At 69.5% G+C, this 20,561-nt stretch carries 18 protein-coding genes, 2 tRNA genes and 2 pseudogenes; 10 read left to right on the forward strand and 12 right to left on the reverse strand.

Annotation, left to right across the window (positions count from 1 at the left end; all coding sequences use genetic code 11):
• Positions 1-15: 15 nt before the first annotated feature.
• Positions 16-297: a metal-sensitive transcriptional regulator gene (locus tag ACZ4VA_RS04305; RefSeq protein WP_018845516.1), complete on the reverse strand. Its 282-nt coding sequence runs from the start codon at positions 295-297 to the stop codon at positions 16-18.
• A gap of 76 nt (positions 298-373) precedes the next feature.
• On the opposite strand from ACZ4VA_RS04305, the pseudogene ACZ4VA_RS04310 reads away from it, so the two are divergent.
• Positions 374-939: pseudogene (locus ACZ4VA_RS04310) on the forward strand (rhodanese-like domain-containing protein).
• Positions 940-1,131: 192 nt separating this feature from the next.
• Here ACZ4VA_RS04310 and ACZ4VA_RS04315 read toward each other — a convergent pair.
• Positions 1,132-1,839: a hypothetical protein gene (locus ACZ4VA_RS04315; RefSeq protein ID WP_355786799.1), complete on the reverse strand. Its 708-nt coding sequence runs from the start codon at positions 1,837-1,839 to the stop codon at positions 1,132-1,134.
• A gap of 379 nt (positions 1,840-2,218) precedes the next feature.
• On the opposite strand from ACZ4VA_RS04315, the gene ACZ4VA_RS04320 reads away from it, so the two are divergent.
• A complete protein-coding gene (locus ACZ4VA_RS04320) occupies positions 2,219-3,391 on the forward strand; it encodes a glycosyltransferase (protein WP_468079672.1) in 1,173 nt (390 codons plus the stop codon).
• Between the two features lie 98 nt (positions 3,392-3,489).
• On the opposite strand, the pseudogene ACZ4VA_RS04325 reads toward ACZ4VA_RS04320, so the two are convergent.
• Positions 3,490-3,647, reverse strand: a pseudogene (locus ACZ4VA_RS04325) (IS1380 family transposase); the annotation flags it as partial.
• Positions 3,648-3,660: 13 nt separating this feature from the next.
• Positions 3,661-4,455 (reverse strand): MerR family transcriptional regulator, encoded by a 795-nt coding sequence (locus tag ACZ4VA_RS04330; protein ID WP_468079674.1) that lies wholly within the window; start codon positions 4,453-4,455, stop codon positions 3,661-3,663.
• 78 nt (positions 4,456-4,533) lie between these two features.
• On the opposite strand from ACZ4VA_RS04330, the gene ACZ4VA_RS04335 reads away from it, so the two are divergent.
• Together ACZ4VA_RS04335 and ACZ4VA_RS04340 are read left to right on the forward strand one after the other, a co-directional pair.
• The gene (locus ACZ4VA_RS04335) at positions 4,534-4,896 is read left to right on the forward strand and encodes a nuclear transport factor 2 family protein (protein WP_355786807.1); all 363 of its coding nucleotides are present in this window, start codon (positions 4,534-4,536) and stop codon (positions 4,894-4,896) included.
• 38 nt (positions 4,897-4,934) lie between these two features.
• Positions 4,935-5,720, forward strand: a complete 786-nt coding sequence (locus tag ACZ4VA_RS04340; RefSeq protein ID WP_468079677.1) for an SDR family oxidoreductase — start codon at positions 4,935-4,937, stop codon at positions 5,718-5,720.
• Positions 5,721-5,905: 185 nt separating this feature from the next.
• Here ACZ4VA_RS04340 and ACZ4VA_RS04345 read toward each other — a convergent pair whose 3' ends face one another.
• Positions 5,906-6,124: a hypothetical protein gene (locus ACZ4VA_RS04345; protein ID WP_355795206.1), complete on the reverse strand. Its 219-nt coding sequence runs from the start codon at positions 6,122-6,124 to the stop codon at positions 5,906-5,908.
• 157 nt (positions 6,125-6,281) lie between these two features.
• On the opposite strand from ACZ4VA_RS04345, the gene ACZ4VA_RS04350 reads away from it, so the two are divergent.
• Complete coding sequence (locus tag ACZ4VA_RS04350) at positions 6,282-6,686, forward strand: type II toxin-antitoxin system PemK/MazF family toxin (protein WP_356175130.1); 405 nt, start codon at positions 6,282-6,284, stop codon at positions 6,684-6,686.
• Between the two features lie 116 nt (positions 6,687-6,802).
• Here the strand turns inward: ACZ4VA_RS04350 and ACZ4VA_RS04355 are convergent, their stop codons facing one another.
• Positions 6,803-8,860 carry a GtrA family protein gene (locus ACZ4VA_RS04355; protein WP_468079680.1) on the reverse strand — a complete coding sequence of 686 codons (2,058 nt, stop codon included), beginning with the start codon at positions 8,858-8,860 and terminating at the stop codon, positions 6,803-6,805.
• Between the two features lie 104 nt (positions 8,861-8,964).
• Between ACZ4VA_RS04355 and ACZ4VA_RS04360 the strand changes: the two genes are divergently transcribed.
• Positions 8,965-9,948: a glycosyltransferase family 2 protein gene (locus ACZ4VA_RS04360; RefSeq protein WP_355793779.1), complete on the forward strand. Its 984-nt coding sequence runs from the start codon at positions 8,965-8,967 to the stop codon at positions 9,946-9,948.
• A gap of 78 nt (positions 9,949-10,026) precedes the next feature.
• Here the strand turns inward: ACZ4VA_RS04360 and ACZ4VA_RS04365 are convergent, their stop codons facing one another.
• Genes ACZ4VA_RS04365 through ACZ4VA_RS04380 form a run of 4 tightly spaced genes read right to left on the reverse strand, consistent with a single transcriptional unit; the run spans position 10,027 to position 14,422 of the window.
• Complete coding sequence (locus tag ACZ4VA_RS04365) at positions 10,027-10,701, reverse strand: response regulator (RefSeq protein ID WP_468079682.1); 675 nt, start codon at positions 10,699-10,701, stop codon at positions 10,027-10,029.
• The gene (locus ACZ4VA_RS04370) at positions 10,698-12,110 is read right to left on the reverse strand and encodes a sensor histidine kinase (RefSeq protein ID WP_468079684.1); all 1,413 of its coding nucleotides are present in this window, start codon (positions 12,108-12,110) and stop codon (positions 10,698-10,700) included. Before ACZ4VA_RS04370 ends, ACZ4VA_RS04365 begins: the two co-directional genes overlap by 4 nt.
• Before the next feature lie 37 nt (positions 12,111-12,147).
• Positions 12,148-13,335 carry an acyltransferase family protein gene (locus ACZ4VA_RS04375; RefSeq protein ID WP_468079686.1) on the reverse strand — a complete coding sequence of 396 codons (1,188 nt, stop codon included), beginning with the start codon at positions 13,333-13,335 and terminating at the stop codon, positions 12,148-12,150.
• A gap of 43 nt (positions 13,336-13,378) precedes the next feature.
• A complete protein-coding gene (locus ACZ4VA_RS04380) occupies positions 13,379-14,422 on the reverse strand; it encodes an alpha/beta hydrolase (protein ID WP_468079688.1) in 1,044 nt (347 codons plus the stop codon).
• A gap of 328 nt (positions 14,423-14,750) precedes the next feature.
• Between ACZ4VA_RS04380 and ACZ4VA_RS04385 the strand changes: the two genes are divergently transcribed.
• The 3 genes from ACZ4VA_RS04385 (at position 14,751) to ACZ4VA_RS04395 (ending at position 17,228) form a co-directional block, all read left to right on the forward strand.
• A tRNA-Arg gene (locus ACZ4VA_RS04385) sits at positions 14,751-14,823 on the forward strand.
• A gap of 5 nt (positions 14,824-14,828) precedes the next feature.
• Positions 14,829-14,900, forward strand: a tRNA-Pro gene (locus ACZ4VA_RS04390).
• A 3-nt stretch (positions 14,901-14,903) separates the two neighbouring features.
• The gene (locus ACZ4VA_RS04395; protein ID WP_468079690.1) at positions 14,904-17,228 is read left to right on the forward strand and encodes a hypothetical protein; all 2,325 of its coding nucleotides are present in this window, start codon (positions 14,904-14,906) and stop codon (positions 17,226-17,228) included.
• A 460-nt stretch (positions 17,229-17,688) separates the two neighbouring features.
• On the opposite strand, the gene ACZ4VA_RS04400 is transcribed toward ACZ4VA_RS04395, so the two are convergent.
• Together ACZ4VA_RS04400 and ACZ4VA_RS04405 are read right to left on the reverse strand one after the other, a co-directional pair.
• A complete protein-coding gene (locus tag ACZ4VA_RS04400; protein ID WP_355792934.1) occupies positions 17,689-18,327 on the reverse strand; it encodes a hypothetical protein in 639 nt (212 codons plus the stop codon).
• 177 nt (positions 18,328-18,504) lie between these two features.
• Positions 18,505-19,038, reverse strand: a complete 534-nt coding sequence (locus ACZ4VA_RS04405) for a 2'-5' RNA ligase family protein (RefSeq protein WP_355792936.1) — start codon at positions 19,036-19,038, stop codon at positions 18,505-18,507.
• Positions 19,039-19,174: 136 nt separating this feature from the next.
• On the opposite strand from ACZ4VA_RS04405, the gene ACZ4VA_RS04410 reads away from it, so the two are divergent.
• The gene (locus tag ACZ4VA_RS04410) at positions 19,175-20,368 is read left to right on the forward strand and encodes a bifunctional class I SAM-dependent methyltransferase/NUDIX hydrolase (protein ID WP_356175113.1); all 1,194 of its coding nucleotides are present in this window, start codon (positions 19,175-19,177) and stop codon (positions 20,366-20,368) included.
• Positions 20,369-20,561 lie beyond the last annotated feature (193 nt).

Here is a 20,561-nt window from a genome sequence, read left to right on the forward strand (position 1 = left end):
GCCGCATCACCAAGCTCAGGCCAGGGACAGGAACAGCTTCTCCAGCCGTGCGCGCATCTGCTCCCGGTCGCCGGAGGCCGCCATGTCCGCGTCGGTCAGGCAGTGCTGCAGACCCGTGGCGATGATCGCGAAACCGGCCTTGTCCAGAGCCCGGGACGCCGCGGCGAGCTGGGTCACGACGTCCTCGCAGTCCCGCCCCTCCTCGATCATCTTGATCACACCGGCGATCTGACCCTGCGCCCGGCGCAGCCGGTTGACCACCGTCTTCAGTTCCTCGGCCGCCATCGCCAGTTCCACAACCCACACTCCTTCGAGATACCCCCTTGGGTATCCTACAGAAGGGGTAACCCGGACCAAGCAAAGAAAATCCCGCGTGGCCACCACCACCTCCCTCACCGCCGACCAGGCCAACGCCCGCCTCCACCAGCTGACCGTCATCGACGTGCGCACCCCCGGCGAATACGCCTCCGGCCACTCCCCGGCGCCCACAACATCCCCCTCGACCGCCTCGGTGCCGCCCTGCCCGCCCTCAAGACCGCCGCGGACCGCGGCGACCTTCTCATCGTGTGCGCCTCCGGGACCCGCTCCACCCAAGCCTGCCGGCGTCTTGCCGACCAAGGCGTCACCGCCGCCACCCTCGCCGGCGGCACCACGGCTTGGACGCAGCTGGGCCACGACACCCATCGCCCGGCCGGCACCAACGCCCCCTGGGCCATGGACCGTCAAGTCCGTCTCGCCGCCGGATCCCTCGTCCTCATGGGCCTGATCGCCGGACGACGATGGAGTACCGCCCACTGGCTCTCCGCGGGCGTCGCCGGCGGCCTGGTCTTCTCCGCCCTCACCAACAGGTGCGGCATGGCCAAGATCCTGGCCAAGCTCCCCCACAACCAGCCGAGGGCCACCGACCTGGACGACACCCTCGCGGCCCTGACCGGCTGACCCCTGGCCACCGACTAACGGCGACGCCTTGCGAACGACAACCTCACAGGTCACTCGTAGGTCATGAGCTCCGAGTACGTCTGGGGATCACGGATCGCTCGTTCAAAACGGGGCCCGTGTGCCCACCCGTTCTACGGTGTGGACACACGGGCCTGGAGCCGCCGACCCTTGACGGCATCCGATCCTTGCCGGCTACTGAGCAGCGAGTTGCTTGAGGTCCACCGTGTCTCCGGCAGACGGCTGTTCGGGCTTGACGGGCTTGTTGTAGTCGCTGAACGTCGTCGACTCAGGCTTGGAACCGCCCGTCGTGGTCGCCTTCAGAATGTAGGGCTTCCCCTCGGACGCCACGTAAAGCGTCCACGTCTTGCCCCCCGACTTCTTTTCCAGCTTCACCGCCGGGGTGCCGTCCACCGACGTACTGCCTTCCTTGGACATGCCCTTGCGCTCCGACTTGTCCTCGTCCAGCGCGGCCAGCAAGCCCTGCTTGTCACACAGCCCGCTCAACTGGTCATCCCCGGCAGGCACCTTCACCCATTTGTCGGCGACCTTGGACACCATCTTGTCCGCGCCGTCCTCACGCTTCAGGCTGTTGCGCCAGTACTCCTCGTCGCCCTTGAGATACAGCGTCGCCTCCGTGTGCCGCACCTCCGCCCTGGCACCCTGCTGCGTGAGCGTCCCCTCGCAGTTCTTCTCGCTGTCGACCGCGATATCGAGCGCCAGTAACTGACCACCCTCCTGACGCACGTTGCCCTTGAGGCGCATGGAGTCGGCCTGCCGAGTCGCCTTGACCGCCTCATCGGCCACCTCATCGGCGGACTTTCCCTTGAAGGCCTCCTCATCCCCTCCGCCACATGCCACCAGGCTCAACGCACATACGCCCGTCGTCACCGCGGCTGCCAACCGTCCCGTTCCTCGCATCGCACTCACTCCCCCGAGAGCCGTATTCGCGCCCTCAGTCAGCGCCTGATCCCGATGATCACGGCGTGGACCAACCGTCTTCCCCGCCGGTCACCCACAACACGCGGTACCTGGTATTCCGGATATGCCGCGTCCTGCGCGTCACCCACGTCACGAGTCCGCCACGGCGCAGGGCGTGCTGGGCCGGCCGAAGGAACTCGGGGCGGCGGCGCAGGCCCACTGCCGACGGGCGGTCATTCAAGTACCCGGTGCGCCTACGCCTCGGGGCGCGCGATCGAGGTCACCATGAAAGTCTTATCGCGCGAAAGATCCGCCGCGGTTCGCCCTTTCGCGGACTTCTTTCTACGAGACAGGATCAGGAATGACGGAAGTGCACGGTACGACGTCCGCCCGTGAAATCTTCTTCGTTTCCAACAACGTGGATGAGATCGGGGGCGTCACCACTTGGACCCATCAGATGGCTCGCCTGTTCTCGCAGCGGGGCCACACCGTGCATGTGGTCGGAGTCGTTCCCGCTCCCGAGGATCAGCGGGCCGACCTGGGTGAAAGCCTGCCGTACACCACCGTCACGCTGTACGACGTCCATCCGGTCGGTCCCGCCCCGCGGCGGGGGCTGACCCGTGTCCTCCACCCGGGCGAGCGGCTGCAAGAGGCGGCACGGGCCGCGGGCATGCGTGAGCAGTCGGCCAAGCTCAGCGCACTGTTTCGTACAGCCGGCCCCGGCGCCGTGATCATCGTGACCCAGGTCTGGGCCATGGAGTGGGTGGCGCTTGCCGATACGCGCGGACTGCCGGTCGTCGGCATGACTCACGAGTCGTTCGAGACCTGTCGCAGGTCCTCCCGCTTCCGTCGGGTCCAGCGGTTCTACAAGGACGTGGACCGGATGCTGGCGCTCACTCGTGAGGACGCCGATCTCTGGATCGGCCAGGGTCTGAACAATGTGGGCAGCATGCCGAACCCGCTTCCCTTCCTTCCTGACACCCCGTCTGAGCGGACCGAGAAGCGTGTGGTCAGCATCGGCCGGCTGCACGAGGAGAAGGGCGTGGACCTCCTTCTCGACTCCTGGGCCGAGATCGCCTCGGACCACCCTTCCTGGACGCTGTCGATCTATGGCTCGGGTCCGGAGGAAGAGGCCCTGAAGAAGCAGGCGGCGCACCTGGGGATCGCCGCTTCGGTGGAATGGAAGGGCCGGACCGACAACGTGCTCGGGGCGCTGCGCGAAAGCTCGGTCTTCGCGCTTTCCTCCCGAGGTGAAGGATTTCCCCTGGCGCCCATGGAGGCGATGGCGACCGCGGTGCCGTGTGTGGCATTCGACGCCAGTCCGGGAGTGCGGGAGATCATCACGCACGAAGAAGACGGTCTCATCGCTCCCGCAGGGAACACCCGGGCGTTCGCGCAGCACCTCGACAGGATGATCTGCGACCAGGACCTGCGAGACCGAATGGGCGAACAGGCACGAAGGAATATCCACCGGTTCTCACCTGAGCGAGTGGTGGGCCGGTGGGAATCCCTTTTCGCCCTGCTGTACTCCTAGCCTCGAAGTTTCGTGACGGTCCGCCGACGGAGTCGGTGGACCGTTTTCGTGCCTGGGGCGAAGGCCGATCGCCGCGGCGGCGCACCCGCCCGCAGTGTCTCTCCGGAGGCTGTGAGGGTGTCGATGAGGCGGGAGACCGTCGGGTCTGAGGCGACCGGCCCGAACACGGCGGGCTCGGCCCTCCGCAGCATGCCGACATCGGCCAGGCAGTCGCCGGCCAACGCAACCGCCAGTGCACGTCCAGGAGGATCTTCCCCGCACTGACCCCTTCAGGTGACACGAAAGACCGGCCAGCCGATCTCGGTGCGCCACGCAGCTGGATCGCTTGTGTCACGGGGGCCGACAACGTAGACCTCCCGCACCGGCCCGGCCACCGACATCGCGTTCTCCACCACCCAGGTCCCGAGTTCGCCGTACGTGACCTCGATGCCTTCGTGCTCGCCAACGTGGGTGGTGACGGCCAGTTCCGCCGCCGGCAGAACCGTGGGGTGCACGCGTCCGGTGCGAGGTGGCGCAGCGGTCGGCAGGTAGACGACCGCGTGACCGCGCTCCTGCTCGAAAAGGGCGTTGTCATAGCTGCCGCCCGGCGGTCCGGTCACGGCGGCGCCGACCGCCGCCTCCAATTCGGCCATCGCGCCTGCGTACCAGGTCGCGATGTCGCGGTGACCGACTACGGCCTCCACCGCCGCGACCGTCCGGGCGGGCTCCGCACGCAGCTCGACGTCGATCGGCGCGGGGTCGGGCCGGAGCAGCCGGCGCAGCGACACGACCGCGGCCCGGGTGCGGTCGAGCTCGTCCTCGAGGCGTTGCAGGTGGTCCGTGACCAGGGCCGCCCGGACACCGGGGTCGGGGGTCCGCAGGATCCGCTGCACATCGCTCAGGGGGACGTCGAGCTCGCGGAGCCGGTGGATGACCTGCGCGGTCGGGATCTGGTCGACGCCGTAGTAGCGGTAACCAGTGGTCTCGTCCACCACGGCGGGTTCCAGCAAGGCCACCTCGTGATACCGACGCAGGGTCCGTACGCTCAAGTGGGTCAGCCGCGAGAACTCTCCGATGGTCAGCATCCCCTCATTCTGAACCTTCTCCCTGGGGGAGAGTCCACGACTTGACCCTCCCGCCCCGTGAGGTCACACGGTGGGCTCATGACACAGCACACCGATTCCCCGTCCGATCTGCTCCCGACCACCGTGCGCGAGTTCTTCGCCGCCCACGTCGTCCGCGACGCCGAATCCGCCTCGTCGTTCCTCGCCGAGGATGCGGTGGTCGTCGACCAAGGTGAGACCTTCCGCGGCCGAGAGGAGGCCCGCGCGTTCCTGCGGGACGCCGGGTCCGAGTTCGAATACACGACCGAGCAGATCGGCGCTCACCGCGTCGATGACACCCACTGGGTGGCAACCGTGCGGCTCGAGGGCACTTTCCCGGGTGGCGTCGCCGAGCTCGACTACCGGTTCGCGTTGCGGGATGACCTCATCGCCGAACTCGTCATCGCCAACCACCCAGCCTGACCGCACCCGCCTCACCTCGGTCTTCAGTGGAGAGAGAAATGTCTAGTTCAGATCGCGATCGTCTCGACGGACGCCGGGCGCTGGTCACGGGCGGATCGAAGGGCTCGGGCAAGGCCGTCGTAGAGAGACTGCGAGAGATGGGTGCCGACGTGTACGCGACGGCGCGAACGATGCCCGACGGGTACGAGCGCCCTGAACGCTTCATCGCAGCGGACGTGTTGACGGTAGAGGGCACCAACGCCGTGGCCGCTCGCATCGCTGAGGCCGGCGCACTCGACATCCTGGTGCACGTCGTGGGAGGGGCGTCGACGCCGGCTGGTGGATTCGCGGCCATCACCAATGACCAGTGGCTCACCGAGCTGAACCTCAACCTCCTTGGAGCGGTGCGGCTGGATCGAGCTCTTCTCCCGGCAATGATCGCGTCCGGGTCAGGCGTGGTGCTGCACTTCACCTCGATCCAGCGCGAGCTGCCCCAATACGACGCGTCCTTGGCCTACGCAGCAGCGAAGGCCGCGCTGCGCACATACAGCAAGGGACTCGCCAATGAGCTCGCGCCGCGCGGCGTACGCGTCAACGCAATCAGCCCCGGCGGAATCGAGACCGAGGCCTACGAAAGATTCGTGGACCGGATCGCCGAGGGCAACGGACTCACACGTGAAGCAGCCAAGCAGACCATCTACGACTCCCTCGGCGGAGTACCCCTGGGACGATTCGCGAGCCCCGAGGAAATCGCGGACCTGGTCGGGTTCCTGGTCTCGGACCGCGCCTCGGCAATCGTAGGAGCCGAGTACGTGATCGACGGCGGCACCGTCCCGACCGTCTGAGCCGGACACCGGCTCCGAGCAGCCACTCGCGAGCAGCTCGATCCGACGGCGGAATCCCCTCCTTCACAAGGAGAACTCTCAGACGCTGCTGCACACCGAGAAGCGCGTCGACGGCGCCGTCGACGCGCTTCCGGCGCTCGCCTGGTCGTCGGGATCGCACCGCGCGTCTGCAGACCGGCTGCGCGTCACCAGTTTGCGTGTCGAGCGCTCAGGTTGACCCACAAAATGGCGGGCCGCATCGGCCACGCGACATTCATCGTCTGCTCAGTGTGGCTGCGGTGGTCGGTGCCGTTGGATCCGTCCCGGACTTCACCCCCCGGGACACCCAGATGGGTGGCCGCGGCCCGGCGATGCTCGTCATACTGCAGGAACGCTGCAGTGCCGGGTGAGTAGATCTCACCCAACGCTGCAGCGTGTGTCACTCAGAAAGTCGCGAGCCAGCCACCGTCGACCGGCAGGATCGCACCCGAGACAAATCTTCAGTCTTCACACACCGATGATCAACGGTGGCCGCACGCGTTTTTCACAGGGCCCTCACCGCAGATCGTGCCAGGAGGACATATGCAACACGGCGAAGTCTGGTGGGTCGAGTTTGATGAGCGACGGCCGGTCGTGCTGCTGCGGGGAGACGAGGCGTCCGGGCTCCGGGCGATGCAGGTCGTCGCTCCGGCGGGCGTCGACATCAGCGGTCTGGGCATCGAAGTGGCCGTGGGCGCCACGGAGGGGCTGCCCTTCGAAGGCGTGCTGCGGTTCGCGTTCCCGCGTCCAGGCTTCACCCCTTGCACGTGGCTGACCAACGTGTCCGGGGACGACCTGGTCGAGCGGGCAGGCGTGCTGTCCTCCGTGAAGTTCAGGGAGATCGAGGACGCTCTCCGTGTTGCTGGACAGCCGCAGGAGTGGACCGCGACGGCAGCCACGAAGCTCAGCGAGATGAGGGATGCCCTCCGCCTCGGTGGACTGGGGTAAGCGGGCAAGGGACGGGCGCCGCCGATGGTGTGGGCAATCTCGTCCAGATCATCAACGCCGGCCATCTCCGCGGCGTTCCACACCAGCAAGATCACGAGCTACGACTGGAGTACCAGTCAACCGGCGGTGTGCGCAGGCCCCTCCCCCGCGCCGGTGACGAGGTCGCTCTCCACGGGCGGTGCCGGCGAACCGCACGGCGGCGAGCCTCCGGGGCCGCCGGAGGGGCTGGGCGCCTGGCGTGCGGAGCTCCGGTGCCGTTCCCCCTCTCGCTGCGCTGGGTCCTGCTCGTGCTCCTGCCCGGCGAGGTGGCCGGCCTTGCGCCGGGTGACCGCGTCTGCCGCGATCAGGATGAGGGCGAGAGTTCCGGCTGAAGCGGGCCAGTACACGTAGCGGTAGTTGGCCTGCGGGGCGGTCGGCAGGTACGACGCGATGTAGAGCACGGAACTCAGCCCGAGGAGCCGTAGTTCTCGGGACCAGGGCCCCGGCCAGCGACGGCGGAACGTGAGTGCCAGGGCGACGACCAGCCAGAACCATGCCTGGAACAGCCACGGCACATCGTGGGCGAACCCCAATACGTACGACCTCATGAGCGCGTCGAGCGACGGGTCGACGCGGACATTCTCCGGCGTGCCCTCGAAGACGCCGCCCGCGTAACGCAGGTTGCCCTCGAAGAGCAAGCGGGCAAAGGTTCGGGTGCGGTAGTGCACATAGCCGGAGGCATGGTGGGGCATGTGCTGGACCCACATCTTCACCAGCACGTCCGCCTCGTCGGCCGTGAAGTGCGGTCCGATGGCGTCCCGGTAGCCGGGCTTGTGCGGGTAGCACGTGAAGTACGCGTCCCAGAGGATCTTCCTCGTCCGGCAGTTCTGCGCCGTAGTGACGAGGTCGTCGCGGAACGACGGGGAGGCACCGGCCTGCTCGGCGGCGGACCGTACCTCTTGCGGATCGAGGACGTGGATCAGGTCGTCCAGCGGGATCTGTGCGTACTGGCGGACGGCCAGGGGGTGGGTGGCGGAAGAGACCGCCACGCTGCCGACCAAGGTGAAGGCGAGCACGGAGGCGACGGTGATCAGCCATCGGCGCCGGCCGGGCGCGGGCCACAGGGCGAGGACCAGCATGGGAAGGAGCGGGAGGGCAGCCGCCAGGGCGTTCTTCCGGACCAGGATCGCGTACGCCAGGAAGAGCAGTCCCAGTACCAGCAAGGCCCAGCGTGCCCGGTCGTGTCCCGGCGGCAACTCGCGCGCGAAGAGGGCGATCGCGCACACGGCGAGCAGCGCGTAGGCCATGTGGACGTCCTTCCACACCACGCCGGTGAAGGTGACGATGTGCGGCGCGAGGCCGAATCCCAGCATGAGCAGCGACAGCGGACGACTTCCGGTCCGCTTCCACAGGGCGACGGCAAGCACCCACACGGTGGCCCAGAGCACGCCGGTCTGGAGGGCCGCCATCGCCGAGAGTGCGCCGGTGGTGTCGATGAGGGTGCGCCACAGCAGTGCCATGACCGGCGGATGCCAGTCGGTCACCGGCCGTGCGCCCTCAGCCTGGAGCAGCTGTTCGACGCTGTCGGCGGTGAGGAATCCGGGGTGGAAGGCAGTGGAGACGAGACAACCGCACACCGCGGCCGTCAGGGCCACGACCGCCGGCCAGAACCGGTCGTCCCGCCACACTCCCGTTCCGCGGGGACTCGTCGAGAGCACGTCTGAGGAGTCCTTTCGAGACGGGGTGAAGACGAGTCCTCGGTAGACGGTGAAGCGGACGAAGGTTGCCGCAGCCCATCCGACCAGGCGGGCGGCGTTGTCGCTCAAGGCCGAGGGGTGGTCGGACAGTTGGTGCGCCACGTACAGGGGGGCCGCCGTGATCACGAGGCCGAGCAGGTTGACCCCGATGAACCAGGCCACTTCACGCGGACGGACCGGACCCTTGCGGTCGCGGTAGGTCCAGTACCGGTTCCCGAACCAGCTCACCAGCATGGCCAGCACGGTGGCGATGGCCGAGGCGCCGACCGGTGCGGCGTGCAGCGGGCCGTCACCCGGTGGGCCGAACGCGAGCAGATTGAAACTCGCCGTCTCCACCACGAACGCGAGCGCGCCCACGGTGCCGAACGCCGCGACCTCTCTCCAAATGGTCCGCAACCATGCGGGTGAACGTCGAATCCAGGCCGTCGGCTCCAGCATGACGCTGAAGGTAACGTATGCCACAAAAGCTACCAAATCTGACTGTCGTTCGTGAGGGCGCATCAACCGGCACCAGGGGCGACACAGAGGCCGAGGACAGACCCATGAATCCCAGCGTTGCGTGCGTCGTGCCCTGTTACAACGAGGAGGCAGCTGTCGGGAAAGTGGTGCGCGACCTGCGCGCCTCCCTCCCCGAGGCGATCATCTACGTCTACGACAACGCCTCCACCGACAACACCGTCGCCGAGGCCCACGCCGCGGGCGCGGTGGTGCGACACGAACCGCGCAAGGGCAAGGGCAACGTCATCCGCCGCGCCTTCGCCGACGTCGAGGCCGACGCGCTCCTCATCATCGACGGCGACGACACCTACGACGCCTCCCGCGCCCGCGAGATGGTCGACCTGCTCTTCGAGGGCCCCTACGACCAGGTCGTCGGTGCCCGCCGCGAGAGCGTGGAGACCGCGTACCGGGCAGGTCACGCGGTCGGCAACAGAATGCTCACCGGCGCCGTCCGCACCCTGTTCGGCAACGACGTCAGCGACATGCTGAGCGGCTACCGCGTCTTCTCCCGCCGCTTCGTCAAGTCCTTCCCCGCTCTGTCGCGCGAGTTCGAGACCGAGACCGAGATGACGGTCCACGCACTCAGCCTGAGGCTTCCGACCGTCGAGTTGGAGGTGGGCTTCAAGGACCGCCCCGCGGGCAGTGTCAGCAAGCTCCGCACCTACCGCGACGGTTGGCGCATCCTGAAGCTCATTCTGGGTCTGGCGCGCAGACAGCGTCCCTCCCAGTTCCACGCCATCATCGCCGGCCTCCTCACCGTCGCCGCCCTCGCCCTGGGCCTGCCGGTCGTCGTCGAGTTCACCCGGACCGGAACCGTGCCGCGACTGCCCACCGCCGTTCTCGCCGCAGCGATCATGATCATCGCGGTTCTCGTCCTGCTCGTCGGCTACATCCTGGAATCGTTCAAGCACATGCGCCAGGAACAGGCCAGCCTCGCGCACCTCGGATACCTGGCCCCCTGCCGCAGCGAGGACTTCGTACCCGTGACGCTCACGGACCCCACCTCCAGCCGGGTCATCCGGCCCTGAGATCAACCGCTGTTCCACGTCGGGTACTTCGAAGGCACGCTACGCCGTCTTACCGGGGGCCTCGGCCCTGCTCCCGCCTCAGTAACCCGTGGGGCGAACCAGTCCCGACTCGTACGCGAACACAGCCGCCTGCGTGCGATCCCGAAGCGCCAGCTTGACCAGGACCCGGCCCACATGGGTCTTGACGGTCTGCTCGGCCACGACCAGGCGCCCCGCGATCTCCGCGTTGGACAGCCCTTGCGCGATCAGGCAGAGCACCTCTGTCTCCCGCTCGGTCAGTCCACCTGTCCGCTCCTTGAGCGGAACGCGTGGTCTGCTGTCCAGGCGGGAGAACTCGGTGATGAGCCGGCGGGTGATGCCCGGGGCCAGCAGCGCCTCACCTGCGGCCACCACACGCACCGCCTCGGCCAGTTGGTCGGCCGAGGCGTCCTTGAGAAGGAACCCTGACGCTCCCGCGCGCAGCGCCTCGTACACGTACTCGTCCAGATCGAAGGTGGTCAGCACGAGCACTCTGATGTCGGGGCTCGCGCCGGTGATGTGACGCGTGGCCTCGATGCCGTCGAGTTCGGGCATGCGGATGTCCATGAGGACGACATCCGGCGCGAGTTCGGCGACCTTGGAGATGGCGTCCCGGCCGTCCACGGCCTGCCCGATCACCTCGATGCCCGGCTTGGTGTTGAGCAGCACGGTGAAGCCTTGCCGGACCATGTGCTGGTCGTCGGCGATGAGTACGCGGATGGTGCCGCTCGTCATGGTGTGTCGTCTCCTGGTGCGGGGGCGGGGACTGGTGGCGGCGAAGCGGGGCCGTGCGGTTGATGGTGTCTGTCGGAGGCGTAGGGCCCGGAGGGGTCAACGGGAGCGGCTGGTCCCGCGATGCCGCCTGTGTGGGCGTCTCGAGGGAGGAAAGCGGTGACGGCGAATCCGCCGTCTCGGGTTCGCGTGGCGGTGACGTGACCGCCGAGCATGGCCGCTCGTTCCCGCATGCCCAGCAGTCCGTGTCCTGTTCCCGAGGACGGTGGAGTGGGCTGACGGGGGCGGGAGTTGACGATTCCCAGATGCAGGCCCTGACGCAGGTGATGGATCTCGACACACACGGCGGAACCCGGCGCGTGCCGTAGGGCGTTGCTGAGTGCCTCCTGGACGATCCGGTACGCGGACAACTCCAGACCGGGCGAGTAGACGGGTGCCTCACCCTCGATGTCCTGGGTGACGACGAGACCGGCGGCGCGGGTGTTGTCGATGAGGGCGTCTAGCCGCTCGAGCGTGGGCTGCGGCGCATTGGGCGAAGATCCGGCGCCAAACACGCCGAGACCGTACGGGTCGTCCGGGTCCTCCGAACGCAGGACACCGAGCACGCGGCGCAGTTCCGCGAGTGCCTCCAGGGCGTTCTGCCGGATCCCGGCGAGATTCTCCTTCAACTCCTCGGACGGGTTCTCCGCCAGGTGCGGGGCGACCTGGGCCTGGATGGAGATGACCGACATGTGGTGGGCGACCACGTCGTGCAGTTCGCGGGCGATGCGGCTGCGCTCCTCCAGCAGTGTGCGCCGGGCCCGTTCCTCGGCGGTGAGGGTGCTTTGCCGGACCAGTTCACTGCGTGCCTCGCGACGGCCGCGCAGGGCCATTCCCAGGACCACGACGACCGCTGACAGCAGAACTGTCACCGTCCCGGCGCTTCCGGAGTCCCTCACACTCAGGGGGCGTTGGAGGACGTACGTCACCAGAGCGGTCAGGACCAGTACCTCGGCGGACACTCGGGTGGGCACCCGCAGAGCGAGCAGAAGGAGAACGAGCACGTGGGCTGTGACGCCGGTCGTGGTCCACAACGAGACCGGCTGCCCTGGCTCGACGACGCCCATCCAGTCCTGCAAGGCAACGGCACCCGCCACCGTGCCGGCGATCGAAAGCCACCACGCCGGCACGGGCCGCCACAGTGCCAGGACCACCGCACCGCCCTGGGCGAGGGCGATCGGGTAGGCGAGGGCGGTCAGGCCCCAGTCCAGGAGTTGCTGGAGTGCGGCGACCGCGATGACGAATGCCGTCAGGCACACAACCCCGTGGGGCAGCCAGCGCAACCACAGGGAGACCGGCAACGGATCCGCGCGGACGGTCAGCAGATCACCACGCAGCACCCGCAGCCAACGCTTCGTCAAGCTCCCGGACACGTCTGGCCCTCCGTCCCCCGCCCCGTGCTGTGACACCCTATGCACGTCGCCCTCCCTCTGCCGTGTCCCGGCTCGGGGCGCGGTGCACTCGCACCACCCGGCTCGACCCGAATTCCACCGGCGGACCCGAGGCCGACGAGCGCCTGCGTACACCCTGCTCGACGTGGCGGAAGGCCGTGCAGCACAGCGTGAGGGCCAGGGCGAAGAGTGGCAGCCACGCCAGTCGGCCCGCGATCCATACCCAGCCGTCGGGTGAGGTGTGCAGCCCCGGCAGGGGGCCTGTGGGGAGAAGTACGGCCGTGGTCACCATCAAGGCCGTCTGGTGCCAGAGGAAGATCGTCATGGCGTAGAGGTTGACCAGCGCCACCGCGGCCCAGGCCGTCGGCCGACACATGGCCCGTCGCAGGGCACCGCACGACAACAGGGCGAGACCACACTGGGCCAGACCGAAGGTGACGGCGGCCAGACTCGGCGGGTTCAGGTTCGACACCGACGCTCCCGGCACCCCCACCATCGACGCCGGGTAACCCGCCCACGCCACCAGTACGGCGGTCGCCACCGCCCCACCGATGAACAGCGCCCATCCCGCACGCAGCCGGTCCAGCTCCCCGCGACTCCAGGCGGCACCCAGGGTGTAGGGCACCATCCAGCCGGCCACTACGTTCACCCAGCCGAGCCAGGACGGGCCGCCCAGGCCGAAACGAAAGAGGTCCACATGGAGGACGACCGCCAGCGGCCAAAGGGGGGTGAGCCGGTTCAGCAGTGGGGTCGCCGCTGTCAGCGCGGCGAACACCAAGAGGAACCACAAGGGTGAGAGGGCCAGTTTGACCAGCGTGCGGGCGGTCATGAACTCCACGTCCGCGAAGGCCAGACAGGCCGCGGTCACCGACCACAGGGCGATGACCGCGGCGACCGGCTTGAAGAGTCGTGACATGCGGGCGGCGAGCCAGCGCCGGTACGTCATGCCACGGGCCCGCGCCGCGACAAGACCACGGCTCGCGACCTGGCCGCCGACCAGGAAAAAGACCGCGAGCGTCTGAAAGGCCCAGGAGATCGGGGCAAGGACGGGCAGATGCCGCAGCGGGCTGTCCGCGTGAAGCGTTCCGCCGTCCGCGACCAGAGCGGTCACCAGCCAGTGCCCCAGGACCACTCCGAGGACGGCGAGCGCGCGCAAGGCGTCGACGGCGCGGTCCCGCTCCGCAGGTGTCCCGGCGTCGATGCGCACGGCACCTCGGTGCACGGAGCGCCAAGCGTCGCGCACTTTCACCTCAAGCACGGGGCACCGCCGAGATCCGTCCGAGGGTGATTCCGGCGAGGCCGGCGAGCGACGCCGAACCGGGAGCGAAGTAGTCGCTGTGACCGCCACGTGCCTCGAAGACGCGTGCGCCGAAGGCCGGTGACACCGGATCCGTGCCGAATCCGACGCTCATGCCGAAGAAGCCGGCCTTCACGTGCGGTACGTCGGCGATCCAGTCCTCAGCGCCACGAGCAGCCCAGATCCGAGCCGACGTACGCAGGGCGGCAGCGGAGTCCGCTCCGGTGCCGGGACTGCCGAGCAGCGCGATGTCGTCCACCTCCAGACCGGGTGCGGCACGGCCGCAGACGACCGACCCGTAGGAGTGGCAGAGCAGCGCGACGTGGACGTCCTCGCCCGCGACATCCCGCAACTCCCCCACGAAGACACGCAGATGAGGTGCGGACTGCTCGGCAAGCCCGTCCGTGAGGACGTCGACGCTGACCGTGCCGGGAGTCCGGTAGCCGAGCCAGGCCACGACCGCGACGACATCACTTCCTCCAGTCTCCCGCGTGAGTTGATCCCTCAGGGCCAGGGCTCCCGCTCGAAAGCGTGTGTACGTGTCGAGGCTCGTGTCGGAACCCGGGACCAGGACCGCGATGCGGTCGGCGCGGGCGAGGTCACCGAAGACCTCGATCACCCGTCCCGGACCGCGGCCGTCGAAGGCGAGAAGACGACGGGACGGACCGGCCATGGAACGCTCCGCGGCCGCACGGTGCGTGTCCCCATGGGCAGCGGCCATACGAGAAGCCTCGGCGGCGTTGGCCCGATTGGCAGCGAAGACCTCGTCCAGGGTCGCCGCCGTGACCTGGCCGAGGACCGCGGGGTCCGGCGCCGGGATCTCCGGCCGCGCGGCAGCGGCGAGAGGGACCACCAGGGCACCCGTGATCAGTGCGGCGAGAAGACCCCGCTGCCAAGTGCCCCGGCGCCTGGTGCGCTTGCCCTGCACCCGCTCCCGGTACTCGGCGCCACCGCGTCTCCGCTGCGCTCGTTCGACTGACCGCTTCTCGAGCCCCATGGTCGATCCCCCTCCCGCCCGCCCGTTCATCGGGCCTGCCTGGAAGGGAAGTTACGGATCGTGGGACGTCGACCGCGTCACCCCGGGGAGCTCACCTGCGCGGTAGCTCTCAAGTACTACGGGTACTACGGCAGGCATGTCCGAGGCACCGGAAACAGTTCGTCATGCGACCATGCGCCGGCGACGCAACCATCAAGACGCTGCACTTTGCCCGCATGGAACGGCACTGACTGCGACGACAGCACGCACTACCTACGGGCTGTTCAGGCGCCCAGGGGCGAAATCCTGTTGTCCGGAAGCACGTTCGGCGTCTAGCGTCGGGCCTCATCGACGTGTAGCTCAGTAGCCAGAGCACCGGGCTTCTCACCCGGACGGCGCAGGGGCGGAACCTGCCACGTCGGCTCATCGACGTGTAGCTCAGCAGCAGAGCACCGGGCTCGGGACCCGGAGGGGGCGGGGGCGGTACCCGCCACGTCGGCTTATGAACGACGACGCTGACCAGCAGCACTTCGCAGAGGCCAACCCTGCCTACGCCTCAGGCCAATTGGCCAGGGCGCTCAGCACCGCGCTCACCCACGACGACCCCGACACCCGCCGGCGCGCCGGGGAGCGACAGCGTGCGTGGCGGTCCGTCCTGGCGGGCATGGCGAACGGCCTGCTCACCATCGGCTCCCGCACACCGGTACGGGATCTGCCCGCGTGGGTGACCCCCGAGGTGCTCCGGGGCGGCTTCGCCACCGGCGCGCCGAGCGCCGGCGGCCCCATGACGCGGTACGAGACCGAGGCCGCGCGCCGCGCCGGGGTGCCGCAGGACCGCGCAGCGCTTTTCGCCTACTGGGTGTCCGAGGACGGGCTGGCACAGCTCTACGAACTCCTGGACAGCGGACGGTACGAGGTGACCGTCCCCGAGGAAGCCGCTCTGCTCACGGTGGCCTGGCTGGCCCGGGCCGGAGAGACGGACGCGGCGATCGGACTCGTCGAGGAACTCGCCCCGTTCGCCGGACGGCTGCGATTCACGCCCCGCCCCTCCACCCGCCCTGCACCCGACCCCGGCATGGTGCACCGGCGGACCGTCGCCGAGGCCGGTGAAAGCCTCGCGCGACGGCAGACCAGCGAGGCGGTGGAGACACAGCGAGAGGCACTGGCCGTCTGGCAGCCGTTCGGCGACGAACTCCTCGCCCACTGGCTGGAGACCGCCGACCCCGGAGAGCCGCTCCGGGTACTGACCCGCACCCCCGACGCCGCCTGGCACGAGTACGGCGCCGAATTGCTGCGCCGATACCGCGACTTGAGCGAACGCCACACCTACTGCACCAAGCACCGCAAGCCCAAGGCGAACCTGGGCATCCTGCGCGGGGCGCTTGAGGAGGTCGCCGCCGGACGGGAACTGGACGCGCGCCGGCTCGGGTTGCTGCGGCACGCCGTCACGTCCATGGTGCGGCGGCGCGGGCTGCCCGGGTCCGCCCAGCTCACCGCACTGCGCCGGGGGCAGGCCGCGCAGGCGGCGCTGCCCTCGCACCATGCGCTGGCCCAGCTGGTGCTGCGGCGGCTCTCCGACCTCGACCAGCAGGCGGGCGTCGCCGAGGTCGCGCCGCTCGTCGCCGAGGTGAGTGAGGAGGAGGCAGGGGAAACGGGTCTGCCCGCGGGTGCGGTGATTCCCGCCGGCGTCCGGCGGCCCGTCGAGTCCGCGTTGAGCGCGCCGTTGAGCACCCTTGTGGAACGCGGGGTCGTACCCTCCGCGGAAGTGCTGGCCGAGCTCGTACCGCAACTCGTCGCCGCCACCACCGCGCAGGCCTATCCCGACCCGGCCCTGCGTACGCTGGCGGCCGCCCATCACCGGGCGTTCGCGGGCCGCCGTTCACTGCTGCTGCTCAACCTCCAGCACCAGGTGCGCGCGGAGGAACTGCCATGGGTACGGGCCGTGGCCGGGCAGCGTGAGGAGGGGGCAGCGGGTGCGGTGTCGGCCGTCGCGTTTCGGCGGCTCGGTGAGCTGGCCGTGCAGGCCTTCCCTGGCACGATCCTGCCCAATCCGCTGATCCGTGAGCTGTCCTTGCTGGCCCGCCAGGCCGAGCTGGGCGCTCCCCTGGTCGAGGAGCTGGCCGCGGACATCTTCATGGGCACGTTCAGCCCGAAGTTCCTCGCCGCGGCGCGGGTCGCGGCGGAACTGCTGGGCGGCGGCTCGCTCTACGAGCGTTACTACGCCATCGACTACCGGGCCATCCGGAACTTGGCGATCGTCGAGGCCGGCGAGACGCTTACGACGTCGTACGGGGCTCGGACCTCGCCCGAGTTCGCGAAGCTGTGCGTCGCGCGGGCGAAGGGCGGCTCGTCCGGGGCGCGGAGTGCAACCGGATCGGTGGCCGCGAACGGCAAGGTGATCGAGCAGGCGCAGATCCTCACCACGCACAATCTGGCCACCCTGGTCCACCGGGTCGGCATCGACCCGGACGTGGGCTGGGCGGACCTGGCCCGCCGTTGCTTCGTCACCGTGTGCCGCCTGACCGACCGCGTGCACGGCAACCCTCGCCCTCTGAGCACCATCAAGGACGTGGCCTACGCCTGGCGCCAGATGGTGTTTTACCTGTCCCTGTGCAGCACCGGCGAGCGGGATCGCGTGCTGGCCTCGCTACCGGAGGAGCTGGCCCGGCACCCCCGCCATGTGGCGGGACGGCTGGCTCCCGCCCTCACCGGTCTGCGCCAGGTCACCGAGGGCGGCACGGCGGACGAGGGCGCCGGGCGCCTGCTCCTCGGCTGGACCACGGACGGACACTGGCTGCGTCCGGACCCGGTGTCGACGGCACGCTGAGGCCACCGGAGCGCGGGCCGCGCTTCCCGGGATGCGCGGCGCTGCCCATGCCTTGTCGGACTCACCGGTGTCGATGCGCGGACGAGTCCGACCAGACGGGCGGCCTCCACCACGGGACGGTCGCCGGCGAGCGCGGCAGCGTGCTCCGCCGCGTACGCGCCCGGCGAGTCGGGTGCAGGACCCGGCTGCGACACGGGTCTCCGCCGGCTCCGACACCCGGTGCCGGGGTGCCCCCTCCTCGGGGCTTGAGTTCGTCGGACCACAGCGCAGGTTCGGAACAAGGCTTGCACCGCCCAGCGGAGGATGTGGGTGCCGTCCGCGGCCAGGTCAACCGATCGGACCGTTTTCTCCCCTGGCGTCCGGCCAATTCACCGTCCACCCCGCTCCCCGTTCCGCCGACCGCCTCTACGGCTGCGACGACTGCCCCGACGAGGACGCGCCCGTACCTGACCGGGCGTACTCACTCCGGAGCGAGTTCCACTGTCGTCGTGACCCGAGTCAGTGCAGGCCACCGTGGCACCGAGCCGAACCCGAACCGTACGGGCGGTGCGACCTGAGCGATCGTGCCGAGGTCGGCGTCCTCGAAGACCGCCGACACCGTGCGGATCGGCCGCAGATCACGGGCTCCGTACCACTCCCTGCGGCCGCCGCCCGCGCTGCCACGCGTGCGTACACCGCGCAGCAGCGCACGCGCGGGCAGGTCGGTCAGCGCGCTCCACCCCGGACGGCGGCTGATCACACCGGGCACCGCGCGCAGCATGAGCCCCAGGGGTCCTCGCCGCCCGGTGGTGAAGCGCAGGTGGAGGGAGCCAGCGGCGACGGTCCAGGTGTCGCCCTCGGCCCTTACGTCGATGGGAACGACCTGCACGGTGTCGAAGGTGTAGGTCCCGCTGATGAAGTCCGCCGTCTCATGGGTGGGGGCCAGCAGCAGTCGTTCCCCGTCGGACCGCTCGAGCATCACGTCGCTGAAGGAGCCGAACGGCGACCGGGGCCAGTGCCCCAGCACGATGCGTGTCCCGGAGGCCGTACCGAGGCCTGCGATCCAGCCGTCGAAACGCAGCCGCGACGGCCGTCCCCCGGAGCCGAGGACGCGGTTCATAGGCGACCGGTCCCGTCGAGCCGGCCGATGAGACCTGCGGCGGTGGGCAAGGTGTCCTCCAGTTCGTCGAGTACGGCGACGACGCCTCGTGACGTCGGACGTCACCCCCAGTCATTCTCAACCGACAGGTGCGCGCGCGGCACGGCGAGATCCGTTACCCACGTCGCAACGGCACCTTCAGGGGCGGGGTTCCAGCACCTCCACGACGCCCGTCTCCGTGTCGTAGCTGCGCAGAGTGGTGAGCCGGGCCGACAGCGGCGGTGGCGGCAGCAGTTCGGGGACCCGCCGACCGGCGAAGGCACCGGCGCGCCGGGTCCGGCCGAGGGTGACGTGCGGGCTCCAACGCCCCGGGGCGTGGAAGGGATTGAGGGTCTCGGACGGGCTGTCCGAGGTCACCGCCTCCCACACCCGGCGGTGCAGAGCGGCCAGGAGGGGGTCGCAGTCCAGCGACCAAGCCAGCACCGAGGTGGGCCGCTCGAAACGGACCACGCCTGTGAAGCGCACCGACAGCGGCAGTTGGGCGGCCACCTCGGCGAGCTCCCATCGGATCGGAGCGGTCAACTCCGGGCAGGTGGCGAGGGTGAGGTGCGGGCTGTTCGTCGGTGAGCGGTGGCGCGCCTGGCTGGGCAGCCCCGCGTCCGCCAGACGCCGCCAAGCCTCCCGGACCGCCAGATCTGCCGCCTCGTCCAACAGGAGCTCGACCGTTCGCACCAGCGCAGCCTACCGGCCACCCCCTGCGCTACCGTCGCTCATCGTCCGGGGCGTCAGGCAATGCGAGGACAGCGCCCGCCGACGTGCGGGACCATGGGACGAGCCGACTCGGTGACGAACTCGAGAAGGGGACGCGATGACGGCACCCGACGCGCCCGGTACCGCGGATGCCGAGCAGGTCAACGCCACGATGTGGCACACCTACGGGGCGCACCACCTCGACCGGTCCACGCCCCTGCCCGAGGTGGACGAGATCGCCTGGGGCCCGGCGGGAACTGGGCCGGGGGACGCCGTCCTCGGCGACCTGACGGGCATGCGCGTGCTCGACCTGGGATGCGGTACGGGCCGGCACGCCGCCCACCTAGCCCGTACCCATCACGCCGCCGTGGACGCGGTCGACCTCTCCCCTACGCAGATCGCTCGCGCGCGGGCGCGCTACGGCGACCTGCCGGGCCCCCGGTTGATCCAGGCCGACGCCGTCCGGCACCTGCGCACGTCGGAGCCGTACGACGTGATCTGCTCGCTGTCCGCTGTGCACTTCATCGACCCGCACCGGCTGCTGCCCGCCCTGGCAGCGGCCCTCAGGCCCGGCGGACGGCTGTACTTCACCGTGCTGCACACCAACTCGTCCGGACACGGACCGTCTTCGGAGGTGACGTCCCGCCCGGAGATCCTGCGCCTGGCCGGCGGCGGCGAACTGACCGGGCACATGTGGGTGCTCACCACGAAGCTGTGGACGGACTTGCTCGCCCGGTACGGGCTGTGCACCGAGGAGGTCACCGTGCTGGACGCGCCCGAGGACGGCAACCAGGCCTCCTACCGGCTCTTCCAAGTCCGCAGGCCGGCCCGCGTCACGTCTCGTCCCCGTACAGCCCAGCCGCCCATCGCGCATGCGGCGGCCGGGGTCGGCGCGGTGCTGGTAGGACCGCGCGGTCTGCTGCTCGGTCATCACCGGCGGGGGACCGTGGAACTGCCCGGCGGCACGGTGGAACCGGGCGAGTCGCTGGAGGAGACGGTCGTACGCGAACTGGCCGAGGAAACGGGCCTGCACACGGAGGCGGCCGACGTGCGCCTGCTGGGCATGCTTCTGGACCAGGTCGGCGGCGTCGTCCGCATCACGTTCGGCGCGCTCGTGACGCGGTGGAGCGGCGAGCCCGCCGACCAGCCGGGCGAACCGGTCGGCGACTGGGGGTGGTGGCCGCTGGACGCACTCCCCCAGGGCGTGTTCGAGTGCAGCGCTCAGATCCTCACCGCCTGGCGCCCTGACCTGCCCATCGACCATCCACCGGCCCGCTTCACCCCTTTCAGCAAGCCCGCCGGCGCCGGGTAGGGCATCACCGGTCAGGGTGTTCCGAGTCCGTGGCCCGGAGGGTCTCAGCCGAAGGTGCAGGAGTAGGCGTTGAGGTCCGGTGAGAGGGTGACGGTCGCTCCCCTGTCGTGAGGTCTCGTAGCTGACGACCGTGCAGACCCTTCGGCGTGCCGGACGCCTTGCCGGTGGGGGCGTCCGGTCGTCCTACGCGATG

The organism is Streptomyces sp. NPDC028308 (assembly GCF_055565855.1).